Annotated in this window: 3 protein-coding genes; 2 read left to right on the forward strand and 1 reads right to left on the reverse strand. The window is 58.4% G+C overall.

Going from position 1 to position 1,634, the window contains the following annotated elements; all coding sequences use genetic code 11:
* On the reverse strand, positions 1-274 hold a 274-nt coding region (locus tag EPN29_13845), incomplete at its 3' end, for a DUF1794 domain-containing protein (GenBank protein ID TAN31276.1).
* Between the two features lie 280 nt (positions 275-554).
* Here EPN29_13845 and EPN29_13850 point away from each other — a divergent pair.
* Together EPN29_13850 and EPN29_13855 are read left to right on the forward strand one after the other, a co-directional pair.
* Positions 555-1,436 carry a Ku protein gene (locus tag EPN29_13850; protein TAN31278.1) on the forward strand — a complete coding sequence of 294 codons (882 nt, stop codon included), beginning with the start codon at positions 555-557 and terminating at the stop codon, positions 1,434-1,436.
* Between the two features lie 5 nt (positions 1,437-1,441).
* The coding region (locus tag EPN29_13855) for a hypothetical protein (GenBank protein TAN31277.1) at positions 1,442-1,634 on the forward strand (193 nt) is incomplete at its 3' end.

A 1,634-nucleotide genomic window follows, 5' to 3' on the forward strand; every position in this document is an offset into this window, starting at 1 on the left:
TGTCCCAGAGAAGATAGCCGACCTCGTCATGAAACGGGTCCATGGCTTCCTCGCCGTGACGCCAGGCCGTCATCTGGTAGTTCAGCCCTTCCATGCTCTGCTGACCGTTCTCGACGACCGGTATGGGCCGGAACGAGGCCTTCTCGAAATAGCTGGTCTCCGTCGTCTCGTCGTCCTTGTTGTGGTAGGAGAGATCGATGCCGACATCGCCTTCCCAATCGCCCACCAGAGGCGTGAGCGGCCCCAGCTTCTGAGGACCCAGTATTGTCGTCATGATGATTTTACCCCTTTACGCCTTCCGTGCGCCTGCCGGCTTTCCAAAATAGATCGATTTCATATCATTGTTTCCCTTCATCGAGTTACTCGTCAGTCCGGCCGGCACTGTCAAGGGGCTGGCCCGAAGTTTGCCGAATTTCGGCAGTGTCCATCAAATCCCTCTCTTGCGGAAAGCATTGGATCCCCTTCCCGGAACCTCCATCTCCCGGCGGCGTTTTGTAGCGATCGCCGGAGCCAAAGGAGCAGGGAAAGATGAGAGACAGGAAAAGGCTGGCCTGATGGCTCCTCGCCCCGCATGGAGAGGCTACCTCAAGCTTTCCCTCGTAACCTGCGCCGTCGAACTGACCGGCGCGACGACGGAAAGCGAAAAGGTCCGCTTCCGTATCCTCAACCGGAAGACCGGCAATACGGTGAAGCGGCAATATGTCGATCAGCCAAGCGGCAAGCCGGTGGCGGAAGACGATCAGGTACGCGGCTATGAGACCGGTCCAGACGAATTCCTTCTGTTCGAGGAAAACGAGATCGACGCCGTCCAGATCGAGTCCTCCCATACGCTCGATCTGGAGGGGTTCGTCCCGAAAAAGGATGTGCCCGCCATTTACCTGGACACGCCTTATTATCTGACGCCAGCCGATGAGGTCTCAAGGGAAGCGTTCGCCGTAATCCGTGACGCGATGGCGGAACGGAAAATGGCCGGCCTGACTCGCATCGTCCTCTACCGCCGCGAGCGTCCTGCCATTGTCGAGCCTTATGAAAACGGCCTGCTCCTCACCACATTGCGCTACGGCGCGTCCGTGCGGGAGGAAGACAGCGTGTTCGAAGGCCTTGGAAAGGTCGGCTTCGACCCGGATATGGTCGAAATGGCTGAGACCATGATCGAACGCAAGACGATGACGTTCGACCCTTCCACCTTCGACGACCATTATGAAGATACCCTGCTCGCGATGATCCGAAAGAAGCGCAGGGGCAAGAAGGCGGAGATTGCGAAACCCGCCGAACCGCCTTCGAACGTCGTCAACCTCTTCGACGCATTGAAGAAGAGCCTCGCCTCGGAGAAGAAGGAAGGTGACGGCAAGCCGCAAAAGCCGGCTTCCAGCGGCAATTCATCCCCTGCCAAGCCCATCGGCGGGAAATCCCGCAAACCGCGAGAATCGGCCTGATCGCCATGGCAAGCCTCGAAACGTACAGGAGCAAGCGGAACTTCAGGAAAACGAGCGAGCCGTCCGGCTCCGCGCGTGCTTCGAGCAAAGACCCTTCGGCCAAAAAGGCCGGCGGCCTTTACGTCATCCAGAAACACGATGCGACGCGGCTGCATTATGATTTCCGGCTGGAGCATGACGGCGTTCTGTGGAGTTGGG

The organism is bacterium, from assembly GCA_004299235.1.
In the GTDB taxonomy this organism is placed as follows: Bacteria; Chloroflexota; Dormibacteria; order Dormibacterales; family Dormibacteraceae; genus SCQL01.